Origin of the sequence: Streptomyces longispororuber (assembly GCF_014656095.1) — a bacterium.
Lineage (GTDB): Bacteria > Actinomycetota > Actinomycetes > Streptomycetales > Streptomycetaceae > Streptomyces > Streptomyces longispororuber.
Window position 1 is genome coordinate 51,297 of sequence record NZ_BNBT01000011.1, and the last position, 14,294, is coordinate 65,590.

A 14,294-nucleotide genomic window follows, 5' to 3' on the forward strand; every position below is an offset into this window, starting at 1 on the left:
AGCGAGCTCAGAACTTGAGCCCGGCCTCGCGGGCGGCGTCGGCGAGGGCCGCGATGCGACCCGCGTACCGGTTACCACCACGGTCGAACACGACAGCCTCGACGCCGGCGGCCTTGGCACGCTCGGCGACCAGGGCGCCGACCTTGCCGGCCTGCGCGGACTTGTCGTCCGAGCCACCACGGATGGACGCGTCCAGGGTCGACGCCGACGCCAGGGTGTGACCCTTGATGTCGTCGATGACCTGCGCCACGATGTGGCGGTTCGAGCGCGTCACGACCAGACGGGGACGCTCAGCCGTACCCGAGACCTTCTTGCGGACCCGGATGTGGCGGCGCTTGATCGCGGCACGCTTGTAGGCGTCGCCCTTAGCGATCTTCGTACCGTATGCCATGGCTTACTTACCCGCCTTTCCGACCTTGCGGCGGATGACTTCGCCCTCGTACTTGACGCCCTTGGCCTTGTACGGGTCGGGCTTGCGCAGCTTGCGGATGTTGGCCGCAACCTCGCCGACCTTCTGCTTGTCGATGCCCTCGACCGAGAACTTGGTCGGCGACTCGACCTTGAACGAGATGCCCTCGGGCGCCTCGACCAGGATCGGGTGGCTGTAGCCGAGCGAGAACTCCAGGTTGGAGCCCTTCGCGGCGACGCGGTAACCGACACCGCTGATCTCGAGCTTCTTCACGTAACCCTGGGTCACACCGGTGATCATGTTCGCCACCAGCGTGCGGGACAGGCCGTGCAGGGCCTTGTTCTGACGCTCGTCGTTCGGGCGGGTGACGTTCAGGACGCCGTCCTCACCCTTAGCGATCTCGATCGGCGACACGACGGTGTGGTGCAGGGTGCCCTTGGGGCCCTTCACCTGGACCGTCTGGCCGTCGATGGTGACGTCCACGCCGGCGGGAACCGTGATGGGGAGCTTGCCAATACGCGACATAGCTGTTTCCTCCGTTCCCTTCCGCTACCAGACGTAGGCGAGGACTTCCCCACCCACGCCCTTCTTCTGCGCCTGCTGGCCGGTGAGCAGACCGTGGGACGTGGAGATGATGGCCACGCCCAGGCCGCCGAGCACCTTCGGCAGGTTGGTGGACTTCGCGTACACACGCAGACCAGGCTTCGAGATCCGCTTGATGCCCGCGATGGAGCGCTCACGGTTCGGCCCGAACTTGAGCTCGAGGACGAGGTTCTTGCCGACCTCGGCGTCCTCGACCTTCCAGCCGGTGATGAAACCCTCCTGCTGGAGGATTTCCGCGATGTGCGACTTGATCTTGGAGTGCGGCATCGACACCGAGTCGTGGTACGCCGAGTTCGCGTTCCGCAGACGCGTAAGCATGTCTGCGATCGGATCAGTCATGGTCATGAATTGGCCTTCGGCCTCTCTCGCCGGGGTTTCCTGTATGCGCCATCCCTCTCCCCACTCATGGGCGGGACGGGTGCGGCGCGGGGACCTACGGCGTAGTAAGTCGTACGAGGGCGGCGGGCGCCCAACCACACAAGCCTACGGCATGCGCGGCCGGGCCCCACCGACCTCACTGCTTACCGAGAGCTTCGGGTAATCCCTATGTCCTATGGACAGAAGGGAATTACCAGGAGCTCTTGGTCACGCCCGGCAGCTCGCCACGGTGAGCCATCTCACGGAGGCACACGCGGCACAGGCCGAACTTGCGGTAGACGGAGTGCGGACGGCCGCAGCGCTGGCAGCGGGTGTACGCGCGCACACCGAACTTGGGCTTGCGAGCAGCCTTAGCGATCAGAGCCTTCTTCGCCATCTCGCTCACGCCTCCTTGAACGGGAAGCCGAGGTGACGAAGGAGCGCGCGGCCCTCAGCGTCGTTGGTCGCCGTGGTGACCACGGTGATGTCCATACCCCGGACACGGTCGATCTTGTCCTGGTCGATCTCGTGGAACATGACCTGCTCCGTGAGACCGAAGGTGTAGTTGCCACGGCCGTCGAACTGCTTGGGGGACAGACCACGGAAGTCGCGGATGCGCGGCAGCGCGAGCGACAGGGTGCGGTCCAGGAACTCCCACATGCGGTCGCCACGGAGCGTGACGTGGGCACCGATCGGCTGTCCCTCACGCAGCTTGAACTGCGCGATGGACTTGCGGGCCTTGGTGACGGCCGGCTTCTGACCGGTGATCGTGGTCAGGTCACGGACGGCACCGTCCATGAGCTTGGAGTCACGGGCGGCGTCGCCGACACCCATGTTCACCACGATCTTGACGAGACCGGGGATCTGCATGACGTTCTCGTACTTGAACTCGTCCTGCAGCTTCGACTTGATCTCGTCGCGGTACTTCTGCTTGAGACGCGGAGTGGTGGTGGTAGCCATCAGATGTCCTCACCCGTCCGCTTGGCAACGCGGATCTTGTTGCCCTCGTCGTCAAAGCGGTAGCCGACGCGGGTAACGACCTTCTTGCCGTCCTTCTCCACGACGAGCGCCACATTGCTCACGTGGATCGGGGCCTCGGTCGTCACGATGCCGCCGGCCTGCGAGCCGGACGCCGTCGGACCGGCCTTGGTGTGCTTCTTGACCCGGTTGACACCCTCGACGAGGACGCGCTCCTGGCGCGGGTAAGCGGCAATGACCTTGCCCTGCTTGCCCTTGTCCTTGCCGGTGATGACCTGGACCAGGTCACCCTTCTTGATCTTCATGCTTACAGCACCTCCGGCGCGAGCGAGATGATCTTCATGAACTTCTTCTCGCGCAGCTCACGGCCCACCGGGCCGAAGATACGGGTGCCGCGAGGGTCGCCGTCGTTCTTCAGAATGACGGCGGCGTTCTCGTCGAAGCGGATGTACGAGCCGTCCGGACGGCGGCGCTCCTTGACGGTGCGAACGATGACCGCCTTGACGACGTCACCCTTCTTCACGTTGCCACCGGGGATCGCATCCTTGACGGTGGCGACGATGACGTCACCGATGCCCGCGTAGCGGCGACCCGAGCCACCGAGAACACGGATGGTGAGGATCTCCTTCGCACCCGTGTTGTCGGCGACACGAAGTCGCGACTCCTGCTGGATCACGTCTATCTCCTGTGTGTCTGCCGGTTCCCCGGGGGCCGGTCAACGGCCCCCGGAGCCTGGCGGAACTGAACCTGAAGGAAACCCTTCAGGTGATTACTTGGCCTTCTCGAGGATCTCGACGACGCGCCAGCGCTTGGTCGCGGACAGCGGCCGGGTCTCCATCAGGAGGACGCGGTCGCCGACACCCGCGGCGTTCTGCTCGTCGTGCGCCTTGAGCTTGTTCGTACGGCGGATGACCTTGCCGTACAGCGCGTGCTTGACGCGGTCCTCGACGGCGACGACGACGGTCTTGTCCATCTTGTCGCTGACGACCAGACCCTCACGGGTCTTGCGGAAACCGCGCGCCTCACCCGCGGCAGAGCCGCCGTTGGTTGCAGTGTTCTCAGTCACGTTGCTCTCGCTCATCAGGCGCTCTCCACCGTCTCGATGCCCAGCTCGCGCTCACGCATCAGGGTGTAGATCCGGGCGATGTCCTTACGGACCGCCTTCAGACGGCCGTGGTTCTCGAGCTGGCCCGTCGCCGCCTGGAAGCGGAGGTTGAACAGCTCTTCCTTGGCCTCGCGGAGCTTGTTCAGGAGCTCCTCGTTGCCCAGCTCGCGCAGCTCGGACGCCTTGGTACCGGCCGACATCACGCTTCACCTGCCTCGCGCTTGACGATCCGGCACTTCATCGGCAGCTTGTGGGCCGCACGGGTCAGCGCCTCACGGGCGATCTTCTCGTTGGGGTACGACAGCTCGAACATGACACGTCCGGGCTTGACGTTGGCGACCCACCACTCCGGGGAACCCTTACCGGAACCCATGCGGGTCTCGGCCGGCTTCTTCGTGAGCGGACGGTCCGGGTAGATGTTGATCCAGACCTTGCCGCCACGCTTGATGTGGCGGGTCATCGCGATACGCGCGGCCTCGATCTGACGGTTGGTGACGTACGCCGGGCCCATGGCCTGGATGCCGTACTCACCGAACGCAACCTGCGTGCCACCCTTGCTCATGCCCGAGCGCTTGGGGTGGTGCTGCTTGCGGTGCTTGACCCTACGGGGGATCAGCATGTCGGTCAGGCCTCCGTTCCGGTGCTCTCAGCCGGAGCGGCAGCGGCGGGCGCCTCGGCCTTGGGGGCCTCGGCGGCCGGAGCCGACTGCTGCTGCGGCTTGCGACCGCGACCGCCACGCTCGCCACCGCGGCCACCACGGGCCGGGCGGTCGTTGCCACCACGGGCCGGGCGGTTGCCGGCACGGGCAGCGGCGTTCTCGGCGCGGACCTCGGCGATGTTCTTGACGTCGCCCTTGTAGATCCAGACCTTCACGCCGATGCGGCCGAAGGTCGTCTTGGCCTCGAAGAAGCCGTAGTCCACGTTGGCGCGGAGCGTGTGCAGGGGCACACGGCCCTCGCGGTAGAACTCCGAACGGGACATCTCGGCACCGCCGAGACGACCGCCACACTGGATCTTGATGCCCTTGGCGCCCGCCTTCATCGCCGACTGCATGCTCTTGCGCATGGCGCGGCGGAAGGAGACGCGGGACGAAAGCTGCTCGGCAACGGCCTGGGCCACGAGCTGAGCGTCCGTCTCGGGGTTCTTGACCTCGAGGATGTTGAGCTGGACCTGCTTGCCCGTGAGCTTCTCGAGGTCACCGCGGATGCGGTCGGCCTCGGCGCCACGGCGGCCGATGACGATGCCGGGACGAGCGGTGTGGATGTCCACCCGCACGCGGTCACGGGTGCGCTCGATCTCCACCTTCGAGATGCCGGCGCGCTCCATGCCGGACGTCATCATCCGACGGATGGCGACGTCTTCCTTGACGTAGTCCTTGTACAGCTTGTCGGCGTACCAACGCGACTTGAAGTCGGTCGTGACACCGAGCCGGAACCCGTGCGGGTTTACCTTCTGGCCCATTACCGGGTTCCTTCCTTGCTGCTGACGACCACGGTGATGTGGCTGGTCCGCTTACGGATCCGGTAGGCGCGGCCCTGGGCACGCGGGCGGAACCGCTTCAGGGTCGGGCCCTCGTCCACGTACGCCTCGCTGATGTACAGCGACGAGGCGTCCGTGTGGTCGTAGTTGTGCGCGGCGTTGGCGATGGCGCTGTCCAGCACCTTGCCGACCGGCACGCTGGCGGCCTGCGGGGCGAAACGCAGGACCGCCTGAGCCTCCGTGGCGTCCATGCCACGGATGAGGTCCACCACGCGGCGGGCCTTCATGGGCGTGACGCGGATGTACCGCGCCTGGGCCCTGGCTTCCATGGTTGTCCCTTCGGTGTTAGTCATAGTCGTTCCACCCCGCTTAGCGGCGCTTCGACTTCCGGTCGTCCTTGACGTGGCCGCGGAAGGTGCGAGTCGGCGAGAACTCGCCGAGCTTGTGGCCGACCATCGACTCGGTGACGAACACCGGGATGTGGGTCTTGCCGTTGTGCACCGCGATCGTGTGGCCGAGCATGGCCGGGACGATCATCGAGCGACGGGACCAGGTCTTGATGACGTTCTTGGTGCCGGCTTCGTTCTGGGCGTCCACCTTCTTGATCAGGTGGTCGTCGACGAAGGGCCCCTTCTTCAGGCTACGAGGCATCTCAACCCGTCCTTAGCGCTTCTTGTTCGTCTTGCGGCGGCGGACGATGTACTTGTTCGACGCCTTCTTGGGCGAACGAGTACGGCCTTCCTTCTTGCCCCAGGGCGAGACCGGGTGGCGACCACCGGAGGTCTTGCCCTCACCACCACCGTGCGGGTGGTCAACCGGGTTCATCACGACACCGCGAACGGTGGGACGGACGCCCAGCCAGCGCTTGCGGCCGGCCTTGCCCCAGTTGATGTTCGACTGCTCGGCGTTGCCGACCTCACCGATGGTGGCGCGGCAGCGGACGTCGACCAGGCGGATCTCACCCGACGGCATGCGCAGGTGGGCCATCGAGCCCTCCTTCGCCAGGAGCTGCACCGAGGCACCCGCGGAACGGGCGAACTTGGCGCCGCCGCCCGGACGGAGCTCGATCGCGTGGATCGTGGTACCGACCGGGATGTTGCGCAGGGCCAGGTTGTTGCCGGGCTTGATGTCGGCGCCAGGGCCGTTCTCCACCCGGTCACCCTGCGCCAGGCCGCGCGGAGCGATGATGTAGCGCTTCTCGCCGTCTGCGTAGTGCAGCAGGGCGATGCGCGCGGTGCGGTTCGGGTCGTACTCGATGTGCGCGACCTTCGCCGGCACGCCGTCCTTGTCGTGACGACGGAAGTCGATCACACGGTAGGCGCGCTTGTGTCCGCCACCCTGGTGGCGAACGGTCACACGACCGGCGTTGTTACGGCCGCCCTTGCTGTGCAGCGGGCGGACCAGCGACTTCTCCGGCGTGGACCGCGTGACCTCGACGAAGTCGGCGACGGAGGAGCCACGGCGGCCCGGCGTCGTCGGCTTGTACTTGCGGATTCCCATTTCTCAGTCCTCGTCCGATATTCGGACCAGGGTCTCCGTTAGGAGGCCTGGCCGAAGATGTCGATACGGTCGCCCTCAGCGAGGGTCACGATCGCGCGCTTGGTGTTGGCGCGCTTGCCGAAGCCCGTGCGGGTGCGCTTGCGCTTGCCCTGCCGGTTGATCGTGTTGACCCCGGTGACCTTGACCGACCAGACCGTCTCGACGGCCTGCTTGATCTGGGTCTTGTTGGCCCGCGGGTCGACGAGGAACGTGTACTTGTTCTCGTCGAGCAGCGCGTAGCTCTTCTCGGAGACGACCGGCTTGACGAGGACGTCACGGGGGTCCGTGAAGCTCTTGCTCAGCGGCGTCTCGACGGTGTTCTTGCCCTCGGTGGCGTGACGCTTCGCCTTGGCGACGCGCGCGGCCTTGGCGGCCTTGGCGGCCTTCGAGGCGATAGCGGGGTGGCGGGTAGCCATCAGGCCTCGCTCCCTTCGGTGTCGGCGGCCTTGGGGCCAGACACGAAGGACTCGAAAGCGGCCTGGGTGAAGACCACGTCGTCCGAGACGAGAACGTCGTACGTGTTGAGCTGGCCCGGCTCCAGGATGTGGACCTGGGGCAGGTTGCGGGCGGACAGCACGGCCTTCTCGTTCTCGCGCTCGACGACCAGGAGCACGTTCTTGCGCTCACTGATCTTGCCGAGGAGAGCCTTGACGGCCTTCGTGGAGATGTCGCCCTCGACCACGTCGGAGACGACGTGGATGCGGCTGTGGCGGGCCCGGTCGGTGAGGGCACCGCGCAGGGCGGCGGCCTTCATCTTCTTCGGGGTCCGCTGCGAGTAGTCACGCGGCACGGGACCGTGCACGACGCCACCACCGGCGAACTGCGGCGCGCGGGTCGAACCCTGGCGGGCGCGGCCGGTGCCCTTCTGGCGGTACGGCTTCTTGCCGCCACCACGGACCTCGCCGCGGGTCTTGGTCTTGTGCGTGCCCTGGCGGGCAGCGGCCAGCTGCGCGACGACGACCTGGTGGATCAGCGGAACGCTGACCTTGGCGTCGAAGATCTCCGCGGGGAGCTCGACGGTACCGGCCTTGTCGCCTGCCGGCGAAAGGATGTCAACAGTGCTCATCGGTTACCTCAGGCCCCCTTGGCCGCGGTGCGGACCAGGACGAGGCCGCCGTTCGGACCGGGAACCGCGCCCTTGATGAGCAGCAGACCCTTCTCCGCGTCAACGGCGTGGACGGTCAGGTTCTGGGTGGTGACCCGCTCGTTGCCCATGCGGCCCGCCATGCGGAGGCCCTTGAACACGCGGCCCGGGGTGGCGCAGCCACCGATGGAACCGGGCGAGCGGTGCTTGCGCTGGGTGCCGTGGCTGGAGCCGAGGCCACCGAAGTTGTGGCGCTTCATGACACCGGCGAAGCCCTTGCCCTTGCTCTTGCCGGTCACGTCGACCTTGACGCCCGACTCGAAGGTCTCGGCGGTGAGCTCCTGGCCGAGGGTGTACTCGGAGGCGTCCGAGGTACGGATCTCGACGAGGTGGCGACGGGGGGTCACGTCGGCCTTGGCGAAGTGGCCCTTGAGGGGCTTGTTCACCTTGCGCGGGTCGATCTCGCCGAAGGCGATCTGGACCGACTCGTAGCCGTCGCTGTCATTCGTACGGACCTGGGTAACAACGCAGGGCCCGGCCTTGACCACGGTCACGGGGACGACACGGTTGTTCTCGTCCCAGACCTGGGTCATGCCGAGCTTCTCGCCCAGGATGCCCTTGATCTGCTTGGTCATCTCTTCCGCGCCTCTCAGAGCTTGATCTCGATGTCGACGCCGGCCGGAAGGTCCAGGCGCATCAGCGAGTCAACGGTCTTGGGCGTCGGGTCGAGGATGTCGATCAGGCGCTTGTGCGTGCGCATCTCGAAGTGCTCGCGCGAGTCCTTGTACTTGTGCGGCGACTTGATGACGCAGTACACGTTCTTCTCAGTGGGCAGCGGCACCGGGCCCGCGACCGACGCACCAGTACGCGTCACCGTCTCGACGATCTTCTTCGCCGAGGAGTCGATGACCTCGTGGTCGTAGGCCTTGAGCCGGATGCGGATCTTCTGTCCCGCCATGGCTACTTTGTAGTCCTGTCTCTCGTAACGCTCTGGAACCCTGAGGCCGGATCTTCTCCGCCCCTCCGACCCACGCGGTCGGGCGTGTCGCAGTCCCGCTGACATGGATATCCCTGGGGATTTCCCTGCTAGGGGGCTGCGGCCGTTTGCGACCGCTGGTCCGGGGGAAGCCTGAGAAAGGCCGCCGGGTGCCTGGCCGAGGCACCCCGCTGACGCTTCCCGGAAGATTCCCGTACGTCCGCCCCAGCGCTGCCTGACGGCAGTTGGAGCGACGAGTACCGTGGGACTCGCTTCCAGTCCTCCCGGCGGGAGGCGCGCAGCATCGGCACTCAACCGAGCAACCCCGCTAGTCTGCCATACGGGGCATGCCGGACGCCAATCGAGCCCCTTGTCAAGCTGACCCGCCCCGGTCCTCGCACCCGGGAAGGCGCGCGAAAAGCCCCGCCCACCGGCTGGTGAGCGGGGCTTCTCAGGAGCTCGAGAAGAGCTGCCGGGTCTCCCCGACCGTCAGGTACTTACTTGACGATCTTGGTGACCTGGCCGGCGCCCACGGTCCGGCCACCCTCACGGATGGCGAACTTCAGGCCCTCCTCCATGGCGACGGGCTGGATGAGCTCCACCTTCATCTCGGTGTTGTCACCCGGCATGACCATCTCGGTGCCCTCGGGGAGGGTCACGACGCCGGTCACGTCCGTCGTACGGAAGTAGAACTGCGGGCGGTAGTTGTTGAAGAACGGGGTGTGGCGGCCACCCTCGTCCTTCGACAGGATGTACGCCTGCGCCTCGAACTCGGTGTGCGGGGTGACCGAGCCCGGCTTGATGATGACCTGGCCGCGCTCGACGTCCTCGCGCTTGATGCCGCGGAGGAGCAGACCGACGTTCTCACCGGCCTGGCCCTCGTCGAGCAGCTTGCGGAACATCTCGATGCCCGTGACCGTGGTGGTGGTCTTCTCGGTCTTGATGCCGATGATGTCCACGGTCTCGTTGACCTTGAGGACACCGCGCTCGATACGACCGGTGACGACGGTGCCACGGCCGGTGATCGTGAAGACGTCCTCGATCGGCATCAGGAACGGCTTGTCGACGTCACGCTCTGGCTGCGGGATGGCCTCGTCGACGGCCTTCATCAGGTCGAGGACGGACTTGCCCCACTCGGCGTCGCCCTCGAGCGCCTTGAGCGCCGAGACCTTGACGACCGGGACGTCGTCGCCCGGGAACTCGTACTCGGAGAGGAGCTCACGGACCTCGAGCTCGACGAGCTCCAGGATCTCCTCGTCGTCCACCATGTCGGCCTTGTTCAGGGCGACGACGATGTACGGAACGCCGACCTGGCGGGCCAGGAGCACGTGCTCCTTGGTCTGCGGCATCGGGCCGTCGGTGGCGGCGACCACGAGGATGGCGCCGTCCATCTGCGCGGCACCCGTGATCATGTTCTTGATGTAGTCCGCGTGACCGGGGCAGTCGACGTGGGCGTAGTGACGCGTCTCGGTCTGGTACTCGACGTGCGCGATGGAGATGGTGATACCGCGCTGGCGCTCCTCGGGAGCCTTGTCGATCTGGTCGAAGGCCGAGGCCTCGTTCAGGTCCGGGTACGCGTCGTGCAGCACCTTGGTAATGGCGGCCGTGAGGGTCGTCTTACCGTGGTCGATGTGACCGATGGTGCCGATGTTGACGTGCGGCTTAGTCCGCTCGAACTTCGCCTTCGCCACTGGGGTCCTCCTGTGGAGTGGTTCTGTACGCCTTACTTCATCGGCGCCAGGTGATCTTTGCTGGGGTGCCCGGGGCCCGGGGCACTCCGTCCCGGTGAGGGCCGGAATGCCCCGAAGGCTCCGGAGTCAAGCCTACGGCGTGAACTCGGGTGAGTTACTCGCCCTTGGCCTTCGCGATGATCTCCTCGGCGACGTTCCGCGGAACCTCGGCGTAGGAGTCGAACTGCATCGAGTAGCTTGCGCGACCCGACGTCTTGCTGCGGAGGTCTCCGACGTAGCCGAACATCTCCGACAGCGGAACCAGGCCCTTGACGACCCGGGCGCCACTGCGCTCCTCCATGGCCTGGATCTGGCCACGGCGGGAGTTGATGTCGCCGATGACGTCGCCCATGTAGTCCTCGGGCGTGGTGACCTCGACGGCCATCATCGGCTCGAGCAGCACGGGGCTGGCCTTGCGCGCGGCCTCCTTGAAGGCCTGCGAACCGGCGATCTTGAAGGCGAGCTCGGAGGAGTCCACCTCGTGGTAGGCACCGTCGAGCAGCGTGACACGGACGCCGGTCATCTCGTAACCGGCGAGGATGCCGAACTGCATGGCCTCCTGGCAGCCGGCGTCGACCGAAGGGATGTACTCCTTCGGGATGCGACCACCGGTGACCTTGTTCACGAACTCGTACGAGGCGTCGCCGCCCTCGATCGGCTCGATCGCGATCTGCACCTTGGCGAACTGACCGGTACCACCGGTCTGCTTCTTGTGGGTGTAGTCCACGCGCTCGACGGCCTTGCGGATCGTCTCGCGGTACGCGACCTGCGGCTTGCCGACGTTGGCCTCGACCTTGAACTCGCGCTTCATGCGGTCGACGAGCACCTCGAGGTGCAGCTCGCCCATACCGCCGATGACGGTCTGGCCGGTCTCCTCGTTGGTGTGCACCTGGAAGGAGGGGTCCTCCTCCGCGAGACGCTGGATGGCGACACCCAGCTTCTCCTGGTCACCCTTGGACTTGGGCTCGATGGCGACCTCGATGACCGGCGCCGGGAAGTCCATGGACTCCAGGATCACCGGGTTCTTCTCGTCGCACAGCGTCTCACCGGTCGTGGTCTGCTTCAGACCCATGACGGCGATGATGTCGCCCGCGCCCACCGAGTCGATCTCCTCACGCTTGTTCGCGTGCATGCGGTAGATCTTGCCGATGCGCTCCTTCTTGCCCTTGACGGAGTTCAGCACGGCGGTGCCGGACTCCAGGCGGCCGGAGTAGATCCGGACGAAGGTGAGCTTGCCCAGGTGCGGGTCGGAGGCGATCTTGAACGCCAGCGCGGCCAGCGGCTCGTCGTCCGACGGCTTGCGCTTGACGACCTCCTCCGGGTCCTTGACGCCGTGGCCCTCGATGGCCTCGACGTCCAGGGGGGAGGGGAGGTAGCGCACGACGGCGTCGAGCAGGGGCTGCACGCCCTTGTTCTTGAACGCGGTGCCGCAGAACACGGGAGTGACGGTGGTGTCGCCGCCCTTGCCGGAGGCGATGGTGATGCGACGGATCGCGGCGTAGAGCTGCTCCTCGGTGGGCTCCTGGCCCTCCAGGTACAGCTCCATGATCTCTTCGTCGTTCTCGGCCACGGCCTCGAGCAGCTTGCCGCGGTACTCCTCGGCAGCCTCGGTGTGGGTGGCCGGGATGTCGACGACGTCGTACGCCTCGCCCAGCTTGGTGTCCGCGGACCAGACCAGGGCCTTCATGCGGACCAGGTCCACGACGCCCTTGAAGTCGGCCTCGGCACCGATCGGGAGCTGCATGACCAGCGGCTGCGCACCGAGGCGGTCCGTGATCATGTCGACGCAGCGGTGGAACTCGGCACCGGTGCGGTCGAGCTTGTTGACGAAGCAGATACGCGGAACGCCGTAGCGGTCGGCCTGACGCCACACGGTCTCGGACTGGGGCTCAACGCCGGCGACGCCGTCGAACACCGTCACGGCACCGTCGAGCACACGCAGGGAACGCTCCACCTCTACGGTGAAGTCGACGTGCCCCGGGGTGTCGATGATGTTGATGGTGTGGTCGACGTCCTCCAGCGGCCAGTGACAGGTGGTGGCAGCAGAGGTGATCGTGATGCCACGCTCCTGCTCCTGCTCCATCCAGTCCATGGTGGCAGCACCGTCGTGGACCTCACCGATCTTGTACGAGACACCGGTGTAGTACAGGATCCGCTCGGTGGTCGTCGTCTTGCCCGCGTCGATGTGGGCCATGATGCCGATGTTGCGCACCTTGGCCAGGTCAAGCGAAGTGGTAGCCATAAGGCTCAGTCTTCTCTCGGTTCTCGATGTGGGTAGCGACTACCAGCGGTAGTGCGCGAAGGCCTTGTTGGACTCGGCCATCTTGTGCGTGTCCTCGCGCTTCTTCACAGCGGCGCCGAGGCCGTTGGAGGCGTCGAGGAGCTCGTTCAGCAGACGCTCGGTCATGGTCTTCTCCCGACGGGCACGGGAGTAACCGACCAGCCAGCGCAGGGCGAGCGTGTTCGCACGGCCCGGCTTGACCTCGATCGGGACCTGGTAGGTCGCACCACCGACACGGCGGGACTTGACCTCGAGGGTCGGCTTGATGTTCTCGAGCGCGCGCTTCAGCGTGATGACCGGGTCGTTGCCGGTCTTCTCGCGCAGGCCCTCCATGGCGCCGTAGACGATGCGCTCGGCGGTGGAGCGCTTGCCGTTCAGCAGCACCTTGTTGATGAGGGAGGTCACCAGAGGAGAACCGTAGACCGGGTCGATGATGACCGGGCGCTTCGGGGCGGGGCCCTTACGAGGCATTCTTACTTCTCCTTCTTGGCGCCGTAGCGGCTGCGGGCCTGCTTGCGGTTCTTGACACCCTGGGTGTCGAGGGAACCGCGGATGATCTTGTAGCGAACACCAGGCAGGTCCTTCACACGGCCACCACGCACGAGCACGATGGAGTGCTCCTGCAGGTTGTGTCCCTCACCCGGAATGTAGGCCGTGACCTCGATCCCGGAGGTCAGACGCACACGCGCGACCTTCCGCAGGGCCGAGTTCGGCTTCTTCGGGGTGGTCGTGAACACACGCGTGCAGACGCCACGGCGCTGGGGCGAACCCTCGAGTGCGGGCGTCTTGTTCTTCTCGACCTTGTCCTGCCGGCCCTTGCGGACCAGCTGCTGGATCGTAGGCACTACTTCTCCGGTTTCTGTGTGCCGAATAGTAAAGCTAACCTGGAACGTCGCCGACCCACGCGGTCGGGTGTGTCGAATACTGCAGACCCCCGCTGAACGACGGGGAGGGCGCAGATTGCGGTGGCCGGATCAGACTCACGGTGCGGTGGAAGACACGCGCGCGAGCCAAGGCACACCCCAGGCACAAGGTCTGAGCGTACCTACCTCATTGGCTGCGGTCAAAACAAATACCCCGCACCCCGGACACGCCGGGCACCGCAGGGCGCCGCCGGTGCCGCGGCGGCCCGCCCGCCCGGGTCCCTCCCGGCGGCCGGACCGGCCCTAGCCCCCGGACGCCGACACGACCAGCAGCAACAGCAGCGTCCACCCCACGATCGACAGCCAGCCCAGGGCCAGGCCCGCCATCGCCTGGCCGTCGCCGTTCTCGTGGGTGCGGCGGATCTCGGCGCGGGCCATGTGGCCGAGGACGACCGCGGGGACGGCCGAGGCGCCGAGGGTGAAGAACGTCGCGATGCCGCACACCAGGGCCGCGGTGGCCTTGCCGTTGGTGGGCGCCGGGGCGGGCATGAAGGTGGGCGGCACCCGGGGCGCGTACTGCTGCGGGAACTGCTGGGGGAACTGCTGCGGGAAGCCCGTCGGGCCCTGGGGCAGGTCGGCGACGAGGAGCCCCAGCTCCCCCACCGTACGGGCGGCGTGGGCGCGCTCCACCCGGCGCTCGTACTCGTCCTGCTGGAGCCGGCCCTCGGCGAACCCGGCGCGCAGCACGTCGACCGCGCGCTCCCGGTCGGAGTGGCCCGCGAGCATCGACGGCTGGCCCTGCTGTCCCGGCCACGGCGCCGGCTGCCACGACGGATCGGTCACGAGACGCACGCTCCCCCACACGGTGTGTGCTCCCATCATGCGTCAAA

Annotated in this window: 23 protein-coding genes; all 23 read right to left on the reverse strand. The window is 66.5% G+C overall.

From position 1 onward, the window contains the following. Nucleotides 1–7: 7 nt before the first annotated feature. The gene (gene rplR / locus IE330_RS06080; RefSeq protein ID WP_190134820.1) at nt 8–391 is read right to left on the reverse strand and encodes a 50S ribosomal protein L18; all 384 of its coding nucleotides are present in this window, start codon (nt 389–391) and stop codon (nt 8–10) included. Nucleotides 392–394: 3 nt separating this feature from the next. After that, nucleotides 395–934: a 50S ribosomal protein L6 gene (gene rplF, locus IE330_RS06085; protein WP_190134821.1), complete on the reverse strand. Its 540-nt coding sequence runs from the start codon at nt 932–934 to the stop codon at nt 395–397. A gap of 24 nt (nt 935–958) precedes the next feature. After that, complete coding sequence (rpsH, locus tag IE330_RS06090; RefSeq protein ID WP_019888762.1) at nt 959–1,357, reverse strand: 30S ribosomal protein S8; 399 nt, start codon at nt 1,355–1,357, stop codon at nt 959–961. Between the two features lie 223 nt (nt 1,358–1,580). Beyond that, nucleotides 1,581–1,766 carry a type Z 30S ribosomal protein S14 gene (locus tag IE330_RS06095; RefSeq protein ID WP_003956452.1) on the reverse strand — a complete coding sequence of 62 codons (186 nt, stop codon included), beginning with the start codon at nt 1,764–1,766 and terminating at the stop codon, nt 1,581–1,583. A 5-nt stretch (nt 1,767–1,771) separates the two neighbouring features. Then, the gene (gene rplE / locus IE330_RS06100; protein ID WP_190134822.1) at nt 1,772–2,329 is read right to left on the reverse strand and encodes a 50S ribosomal protein L5; all 558 of its coding nucleotides are present in this window, start codon (nt 2,327–2,329) and stop codon (nt 1,772–1,774) included. Next, nucleotides 2,329–2,652 carry a 50S ribosomal protein L24 gene (gene rplX, locus IE330_RS06105; RefSeq protein WP_190134823.1) on the reverse strand — a complete coding sequence of 108 codons (324 nt, stop codon included), beginning with the start codon at nt 2,650–2,652 and terminating at the stop codon, nt 2,329–2,331. The genes rplE and rplX overlap by 1 nt, the downstream gene beginning before the upstream one ends. A gap of 2 nt (nt 2,653–2,654) precedes the next feature. Beyond that, the gene (gene rplN / locus IE330_RS06110) at nt 2,655–3,023 is read right to left on the reverse strand and encodes a 50S ribosomal protein L14 (protein ID WP_003974257.1); all 369 of its coding nucleotides are present in this window, start codon (nt 3,021–3,023) and stop codon (nt 2,655–2,657) included. Between the two features lie 93 nt (nt 3,024–3,116). Then, a complete protein-coding gene (rpsQ, locus tag IE330_RS06115; protein WP_190134824.1) occupies nt 3,117–3,428 on the reverse strand; it encodes a 30S ribosomal protein S17 in 312 nt (103 codons plus the stop codon). Further along, the gene (gene rpmC, locus IE330_RS06120) at nt 3,428–3,652 is read right to left on the reverse strand and encodes a 50S ribosomal protein L29 (protein ID WP_010036720.1); all 225 of its coding nucleotides are present in this window, start codon (nt 3,650–3,652) and stop codon (nt 3,428–3,430) included. Before rpmC ends, rpsQ begins: the two co-directional genes overlap by 1 nt. Then, nucleotides 3,652–4,071: a 50S ribosomal protein L16 gene (rplP, locus tag IE330_RS06125; RefSeq protein ID WP_190134825.1), complete on the reverse strand. Its 420-nt coding sequence runs from the start codon at nt 4,069–4,071 to the stop codon at nt 3,652–3,654. The genes rpmC and rplP overlap by 1 nt, the downstream gene beginning before the upstream one ends. Nucleotides 4,072–4,076: 5 nt before the next feature. Then, nucleotides 4,077–4,913 (reverse strand): 30S ribosomal protein S3, encoded by an 837-nt coding sequence (gene rpsC, locus IE330_RS06130; RefSeq protein ID WP_190134826.1) that lies wholly within the window; start codon nt 4,911–4,913, stop codon nt 4,077–4,079. After that, nucleotides 4,913–5,260 (reverse strand): 50S ribosomal protein L22, encoded by a 348-nt coding sequence (gene rplV, locus IE330_RS06135; RefSeq protein WP_030685471.1) that lies wholly within the window; start codon nt 5,258–5,260, stop codon nt 4,913–4,915. The genes rpsC and rplV overlap by 1 nt, the downstream gene beginning before the upstream one ends. 40 nt (nt 5,261–5,300) lie before the next feature. Then, nucleotides 5,301–5,582 carry a 30S ribosomal protein S19 gene (rpsS, locus tag IE330_RS06140; RefSeq protein ID WP_010036728.1) on the reverse strand — a complete coding sequence of 94 codons (282 nt, stop codon included), beginning with the start codon at nt 5,580–5,582 and terminating at the stop codon, nt 5,301–5,303. A gap of 12 nt (nt 5,583–5,594) precedes the next feature. Beyond that, nucleotides 5,595–6,431, reverse strand: coding sequence for a 50S ribosomal protein L2 (rplB, locus tag IE330_RS06145; RefSeq protein WP_190134827.1), 837 nt, complete (start codon nt 6,429–6,431; stop codon nt 5,595–5,597). A 38-nt stretch (nt 6,432–6,469) separates the two neighbouring features. Then, a complete protein-coding gene (gene rplW, locus IE330_RS06150; protein ID WP_190134828.1) occupies nt 6,470–6,886 on the reverse strand; it encodes a 50S ribosomal protein L23 in 417 nt (138 codons plus the stop codon). Next, nucleotides 6,886–7,536 (reverse strand): 50S ribosomal protein L4, encoded by a 651-nt coding sequence (gene rplD, locus IE330_RS06155; protein WP_190134829.1) that lies wholly within the window; start codon nt 7,534–7,536, stop codon nt 6,886–6,888. Before rplD ends, rplW begins: the two co-directional genes overlap by 1 nt. Before the next feature lie 8 nt (nt 7,537–7,544). Further along, the gene (rplC, locus tag IE330_RS06160; RefSeq protein WP_138961312.1) at nt 7,545–8,189 is read right to left on the reverse strand and encodes a 50S ribosomal protein L3; all 645 of its coding nucleotides are present in this window, start codon (nt 8,187–8,189) and stop codon (nt 7,545–7,547) included. A gap of 14 nt (nt 8,190–8,203) precedes the next feature. After that, complete coding sequence (rpsJ, locus tag IE330_RS06165) at nt 8,204–8,512, reverse strand: 30S ribosomal protein S10 (RefSeq protein ID WP_003948644.1); 309 nt, start codon at nt 8,510–8,512, stop codon at nt 8,204–8,206. Nucleotides 8,513–9,027: 515 nt separating this feature from the next. After that, complete coding sequence (gene tuf, locus IE330_RS06170; RefSeq protein WP_190134830.1) at nt 9,028–10,221, reverse strand: elongation factor Tu; 1,194 nt, start codon at nt 10,219–10,221, stop codon at nt 9,028–9,030. A 154-nt stretch (nt 10,222–10,375) separates the two neighbouring features. Beyond that, a complete protein-coding gene (gene fusA / locus IE330_RS06175; RefSeq protein WP_190134831.1) occupies nt 10,376–12,502 on the reverse strand; it encodes an elongation factor G in 2,127 nt (708 codons plus the stop codon). A 39-nt stretch (nt 12,503–12,541) separates the two neighbouring features. Beyond that, a complete protein-coding gene (gene rpsG, locus IE330_RS06180) occupies nt 12,542–13,012 on the reverse strand; it encodes a 30S ribosomal protein S7 (RefSeq protein WP_003974303.1) in 471 nt (156 codons plus the stop codon). Between the two features lie 2 nt (nt 13,013–13,014). Beyond that, nucleotides 13,015–13,386: a 30S ribosomal protein S12 gene (gene rpsL / locus IE330_RS06185; RefSeq protein WP_003948652.1), complete on the reverse strand. Its 372-nt coding sequence runs from the start codon at nt 13,384–13,386 to the stop codon at nt 13,015–13,017. Nucleotides 13,387–13,707: 321 nt separating this feature from the next. Beyond that, on the reverse strand, nt 13,708–14,247 hold the full coding sequence (locus IE330_RS06190) for a DUF1707 and DUF4190 domain-containing protein (protein WP_229925421.1): 540 nt from the start codon (nt 14,245–14,247) through the stop codon (nt 13,708–13,710). Between the last annotated feature and the right edge of the window lie 47 nt (nt 14,248–14,294).

What these genes read in the sequence shown, in the direction of transcription:
- rplR (WP_190134820.1), bottom strand. Translation starts at nt 391, where the DNA reads ATGGCATACGGTACGAAGATCGCTAAGGGCGACGCCTACAAGCGTGCC.
- rplF (WP_190134821.1), bottom strand. Translation starts at nt 934, where the DNA reads ATGTCGCGTATTGGCAAGCTCCCCATCACGGTTCCCGCCGGCGTGGAC.
- rpsH (WP_019888762.1), bottom strand. Translation starts at nt 1,357, where the DNA reads ATGACCATGACTGATCCGATCGCAGACATGCTTACGCGTCTGCGGAAC.
- IE330_RS06095 (WP_003956452.1), bottom strand. Translation starts at nt 1,766, where the DNA reads ATGGCGAAGAAGGCTCTGATCGCTAAGGCTGCTCGCAAGCCCAAGTTC.
- rplE (WP_190134822.1), bottom strand. Translation starts at nt 2,329, where the DNA reads ATGGCTACCACCACCACTCCGCGTCTCAAGCAGAAGTACCGCGACGAG.
- rplX (WP_190134823.1), bottom strand. Translation starts at nt 2,652, where the DNA reads ATGAAGATCAAGAAGGGTGACCTGGTCCAGGTCATCACCGGCAAGGAC.
- rpsQ (WP_190134824.1), bottom strand. Translation starts at nt 3,428, where the DNA reads ATGAGCGAGAGCAACGTGACTGAGAACACTGCAACCAACGGCGGCTCT.
- rpmC (WP_010036720.1), bottom strand. Translation starts at nt 3,652, where the DNA reads ATGTCGGCCGGTACCAAGGCGTCCGAGCTGCGCGAGCTGGGCAACGAG.
- rplP (WP_190134825.1), bottom strand. Translation starts at nt 4,071, where the DNA reads ATGCTGATCCCCCGTAGGGTCAAGCACCGCAAGCAGCACCACCCCAAG.
- rpsC (WP_190134826.1), bottom strand. Translation starts at nt 4,913, where the DNA reads ATGGGCCAGAAGGTAAACCCGCACGGGTTCCGGCTCGGTGTCACGACC.
- rplV (WP_030685471.1), bottom strand. Translation starts at nt 5,260, where the DNA reads ATGGAAGCCAGGGCCCAGGCGCGGTACATCCGCGTCACGCCCATGAAG.
- rpsS (WP_010036728.1), bottom strand. Translation starts at nt 5,582, where the DNA reads ATGCCTCGTAGCCTGAAGAAGGGGCCCTTCGTCGACGACCACCTGATC.
- rplB (WP_190134827.1), bottom strand. Translation starts at nt 6,431, where the DNA reads ATGGGAATCCGCAAGTACAAGCCGACGACGCCGGGCCGCCGTGGCTCC.
- rplW (WP_190134828.1), bottom strand. Translation starts at nt 6,886, where the DNA reads ATGGCTACCCGCCACCCCGCTATCGCCTCGAAGGCCGCCAAGGCCGCC.
- rplD (WP_190134829.1), bottom strand. Translation starts at nt 7,536, where the DNA reads ATGAGCACTGTTGACATCCTTTCGCCGGCAGGCGACAAGGCCGGTACC.
- rplC (WP_138961312.1), bottom strand. Translation starts at nt 8,189, where the DNA reads ATGACCAAGCAGATCAAGGGCATCCTGGGCGAGAAGCTCGGCATGACC.
- rpsJ (WP_003948644.1), bottom strand. Translation starts at nt 8,512, where the DNA reads ATGGCGGGACAGAAGATCCGCATCCGGCTCAAGGCCTACGACCACGAG.
- fusA (WP_190134831.1), bottom strand. Translation starts at nt 12,502, where the DNA reads ATGGCTACCACTTCGCTTGACCTGGCCAAGGTGCGCAACATCGGCATC.
- rpsG (WP_003974303.1), bottom strand. Translation starts at nt 13,012, where the DNA reads ATGCCTCGTAAGGGCCCCGCCCCGAAGCGCCCGGTCATCATCGACCCG.